The 4,539-nt window shown below is 62.9% G+C and carries 3 protein-coding genes and 1 pseudogene; all 4 read left to right on the plus strand.

Annotated elements, in window-relative coordinates; translation table 11 throughout:
- A pseudogene (locus QZY48_RS04020) lies at positions 1-1,829 on the plus strand (hypothetical protein); the annotation flags it as partial.
- Positions 1,830-1,932: 103 nt separating this feature from the next.
- Positions 1,933-2,184 carry a UPF0175 family protein gene (locus tag QZY48_RS04025; RefSeq protein ID WP_295428037.1) on the plus strand — a complete coding sequence of 84 codons (252 nt, stop codon included), beginning with the start codon at positions 1,933-1,935 and terminating at the stop codon, positions 2,182-2,184.
- Complete coding sequence (locus tag QZY48_RS04030; RefSeq protein WP_295428039.1) at positions 2,177-2,683, plus strand: DUF3368 domain-containing protein; 507 nt, start codon at positions 2,177-2,179, stop codon at positions 2,681-2,683. The genes QZY48_RS04025 and QZY48_RS04030 overlap by 8 nt, the downstream gene beginning before the upstream one ends.
- A gap of 33 nt (positions 2,684-2,716) precedes the next feature.
- On the plus strand, positions 2,717-4,539 hold a 1,823-nt coding region (locus QZY48_RS04035; RefSeq protein ID WP_295428042.1), incomplete at its 3' end, for a PglZ domain-containing protein.

Consider the following 4,539-nt stretch of genomic DNA (forward strand, 5'->3'; position numbering starts at 1 on the left):
CGCGGGAGGGGATCGAGACGACGGCGGAGCAGGCGGATCGGGCGTACTACGTGGTGAGCGAGGGGGAGCGTGGGACGTTTTTCGATCTTGAGCGATTTAAGGGAGGGAAAGGCGAGCCCGACCGACGGCACGAGATGTTCGTGCGGTCATTTCGTGGTGAGTCCGACCGCGTGCGATTCGACATCGCCCGCCGCGACTTCCGTGCGATAGAGGGGACACCCCTCGCCTATCAGCGCCTGCACATCGTCGCCCATGTCTTTCGAGAAGCGCTTCCGTTAGAGCCATCTCTTGGACGCGCTCGGGTCGGCGGCTACACAGGAGACGACGAGCAGTTCATTCGCATGTGGTGGGAACAGCCTAAGGCGTCAACGAAGCCCCAATACACTTGGGAACCCTTTGCTAAGGGCGGCGGGTTCTCTCGTTTCTACTCTGACGTATACCTGGTGGTTCATTGGGAACCGTTGAGAAGAACATACGCTGGCTTCTTCGGGCGCACAGGAAGGCCGACACACCTTCCGGATTCGGTGGATGACTACTTCCTACCTGGCTTGACATGGCCCCGCCGAACACAGAGAGGGTTCAATCTCCGCAGTCTTCCCGCAGGGTGCGCGTTTTCAAACAAAGGCGCCGTTGTGCTGACGGAAACCGAGGAGGCTCGATGGTTCCTCCTAGGGATAGGAAACTCGACACTCGCGGAGTACCTGCTTAACTGCCTGATGTCGTTCGGCTCATGGGAGGCTGGCGTGGTGCGACGTTTACCTGTGCCGGCGGTATCGGAGGCGCGCCGGGATGCAGTAGGGAAACTTGCAAGGGACGTGCATGACGCCAAGGCTGCCTGGGATACAGGCAATGAGATCTCGACCCGATTCATTGCTCCATGGATGACTGACACAGCGATATCTGGATCTCAAGCGGTATCGTCATTACTCGACGAAATCAGCGAGCGCGAGGCTAATGAGGAAGATCAAATCCAGGCGATTTACGCCAATCTGAACGATGAGGTTTACCGCCTCTATGGCATCCCCGTCATCGCACGCAGAGAAATCGAGGAGACATTCAGTAACCGCCCGCCGGAAGTCCTCTGGCCCCAGATGGAAGGCAAGACCGCCGACCAGAAGCGCATGGAGCACGTCTGGCGCCTGCTCTCCTATGCAACCAAGCGGGTGCTGGAGGCGGACGACGACGGCATCGTCCCCTTCAACGCGGTGAACGGCGAGCCCCGACTCGTCGAGCGTGTGCGGCATGAACTGGCCGAGCTGTTCCCCGACCGCGATGCGAGCCAGGTCGAGGTGGAGATCGTCAACGAGCTGAATCAAACCGTGAAGGGCTATCGCCGGTGCGCGAGCCTGGACGCCTGGCTGGACAACGCCTTCTTCGAGTACCACTGTGGGCTCTACAAGAACCGCCCCATCTTCTGGCACATCGCCTCGGCCCAGGGTACCGCCCGCTTCGCCTTCGGCGCCCTGGTCCACTACCACCGCTTCGACATGAACCGCCTGGCGAAGCTGCGCGCGACCTATCTGCGCGACGCCATTGAGGAGTTCCGGCGCGAGGCCGGCCTCGCCGACAAGGCCGGCGCGACCGCCGACCGGCTGGAGTGGCAGGCCAAGCTCGAGGAGGCGCAGGCACTGGACGTGAAACTCCAGGCTATTCAGGAAGGACTCCATGAAGGGGCCGAAGGCGGTGACCGCGATTTGCGCATCCTGACGCCCTGGAAAACACCCGACGAGCGGCCAAAGGGCTGGGACCCGGACCTCGACGACGGCGTCAAGGTCAACATCGAGCCCCTGCAAAAGGCCGGGGTGCTGCGGATCGCGAAGGTGGTTTGAAGAACCATTCACCACCAAGACACGAAGACACCAAGAGGAAATCCTGATTGAGCTTCTTCGTGTCTTGGTGACTTGGTGGTAAAAACAACCGAAGAGGTATGAGATGAGAACTGTCACGATCGAGTTGCCCGAAAGCGTCTTGCTGGCGACCGGCCAGTCACATGAAGAGTTTATCCGCGAGGCCAAGCTGACGCTCGCGGCGCGACTCTTCGATCAGCACCACATCTCCTCAGGTAAGGGTGCGGAGCTCTGCGGCATCTCGCGCGTCGAGTTTCTATTGGCGATGGGGCAGCGCGGCATATCCATTATTCAGATGGACGAGGAGGAATTAAAGCGAGAATTTGAAAGTGTCTGATGCCCTGCCGGTCGTTGCGGATGCCGGACCGCTCATCATTCTGTCGGCCATCGGCAAGATCGATTTGCTTGGCGATCTTTACGGGTCGGTACTGATTCCGGATGCAGTGTTTTTCGAAGTGACAACGGTGGGCGCCGACCGACCGGGATCAGCCGAATTGCTGGCTGCTTCGTGGGCGATACGTGCCGAGGTGCAGCCGCCGCCAGACCTGTTACTCGCCTGGGATCTTGGCGCAGGCGAAAGCGAGGCTATCACACTCGCTCTTCGCCGGCACGCGCGTCTCCTGCTTCTTGACGACCGCAGGGCCAGACAGATTGCAGAGATCGGATATGGATTGCGGGTAAAGGGGGCACCGGGCATTTTAGTGGAAGCGAAGCAGCGCGGATTGATTCGAGCCGTGCAACCCTTGCTTGAAGAGATGCGCGCCAGAGGTTATTTCCTGGCTCAATCCGTCATTGATCGGGCGATAAGCGAGGCGGGTGAAGGGGCGCTTCATTGATCGAACATACCTTCGTGTCGTGGTGGTGAACAAATGATCCTCGATGCACTCATGAACCAACTCAGCCAGCGCTTTCAGCACGAGAAGCGCGCCCAGGTGTGCCTGTGGTTCGACGAGCGCGAGGAGTTCACGCGCCTGATGGACGCCTTCGAGGGACATCTGGCGGCCATGGTTCAGGCGCCGTTTCTGCTCCTGCGCTATGACGCGGACCAGGGGCACGGACAAGTCTGGGTCAAATACCGGATCCATCGGGCACTGGCGGCGGTCGAGCCCGAGGCGCGGAAATCGCTGCGGTTCGTCGTCTATCTGCCCATGCCGGAGGAACGCCTCGAACGACCGGGCCCGGCCGGCGAGCCGCCGCTCGACCTGCTGACCGAATACCGGATCGCTGGGATCGACTGGCGCATCAACGGCAAGCGGCCGACCCTGTTCGGGCTGCTGCGCCAGGCGGGGGCGGCCCTGCCGAACGGGGTGAGTGAGCAGCGGCGCCTCTACGAGGGCGGACAGGACTCGGTGCTGGCGAAGTATGTCGGCCGCTTCGTCGACCGGCCGGCCCAGTTCTGGGGTGAGACCCTCACCCCGGCGCTCGCCCAGTCGCGCCTCTTGGGTGACCTGGACCGGACACTCCTGGACTTGAGCGTGGATCCGCAATCGTCCTGGAAGGCCCTGGGCGACGACGGCTTGCAGGACGAGTTGATCGCCGCGGTGCGCGAACGCTACGGCTTTGAATACCCCACGTCCTCGCCGGATGACTGGGTCCGCGAGCTGGTCGCGGTGTTGGCCCTGACCGAGACCTACATCGGCTACGGGGAGCCGGCCGAATTCCCCTTCCTGACCCGGCTGCCGCCCCTGACCCTGCGTCCGCACCACCTGCAATTGCTCCAGCGCTGGTTGCGGGACAGCGAGGGCCGTGGGGCCTGGGACCAATGGATACTGGAGGTCGAGCACAAGCTGGACCTCACCGCCTGGGCGAAGGGGCGTTCGGGGTGTTCGTTCGGGTTTCCACACCTGGTCCGACTGCGTTGGGGCGAGGTGCGCCAGGCCTTCGACGCGGCGGCGTCCAAGTCGTCGGCGGTGGATGCGTTCTTCCAGGATAACGGAGAGTTGATCCAGCGGGAGTGCGAATACGCCAAGGCCAGTTCCGCACCTGTCGGGGCCTGGTCGCTCCTGCGCGATCTGGGCATTTTTGTGGGCGCCTGCGACCAGGCGAAGAACCGGGCCGAGCAGGCAACGGGCAGCGCCGCGCTGGTGCGGGTCTATGTCGAGGCCGCGGACTGTGTCGAACGGCAACACGTTCGGCTGCGCGCACGGGCCGAAGAGGAGGGCCTACCCGGCGTGACCCGGGTCCTGGATCGTTGCTACGGGACCTATGCCAATGTCCTCAACAACCGGTTCTTCAAGAGCATTGCGGACGCGGGCTCGGTCGCGATCCCCGGCATCCCGCCAGTCACGGGCCGCCTGGAAAAGACTCTGTGGTCCGCGAAGGGCAAGCGCGCGGTCGTCATCGTGGATGCCCTGCGCTACGACTGCGCGCTTGCGCTGCGCGATGCACTGCGCGGGCACGAGGTCGAAGTCGAGCCCCTGGTCGCGACCCTGCCCACCGTCACCGCGGTCGGCATGACCGCCCTTCTGCCCTTGGGCAAGGCGGCGGTGACGCTGGCCTGGAAGGGCAACACGGTGCAACCGCTGGTCAATGGCAAGGATACCTCGGTGCGCGCCAATCGGCTGGATTGGCTCACTGCCTTTGGCGCAGTGTGCCGGGACATCACCGAGTTGGACGGCTACTCCGAACCGCCCGCCGGACTGGGCGACCTGCTGGTGGTGTCAGGCCACGACGAGGTCGACAGCATCGGCCA

The sequence above is a fragment of the uncultured Thiodictyon sp. genome (genome assembly GCF_903828115.1).
Classification (GTDB): Bacteria; Pseudomonadota; Gammaproteobacteria; order Chromatiales; family Chromatiaceae; genus Thiodictyon.

Excerpts from the sequence above, each read along its gene's own strand:
- QZY48_RS04025 (WP_295428037.1), top strand. The coding sequence starts at position 1,933 with ATGAGAACTGTCACGATCGAGTTGCCCGAAAGCGTCTTGCTGGCGACC.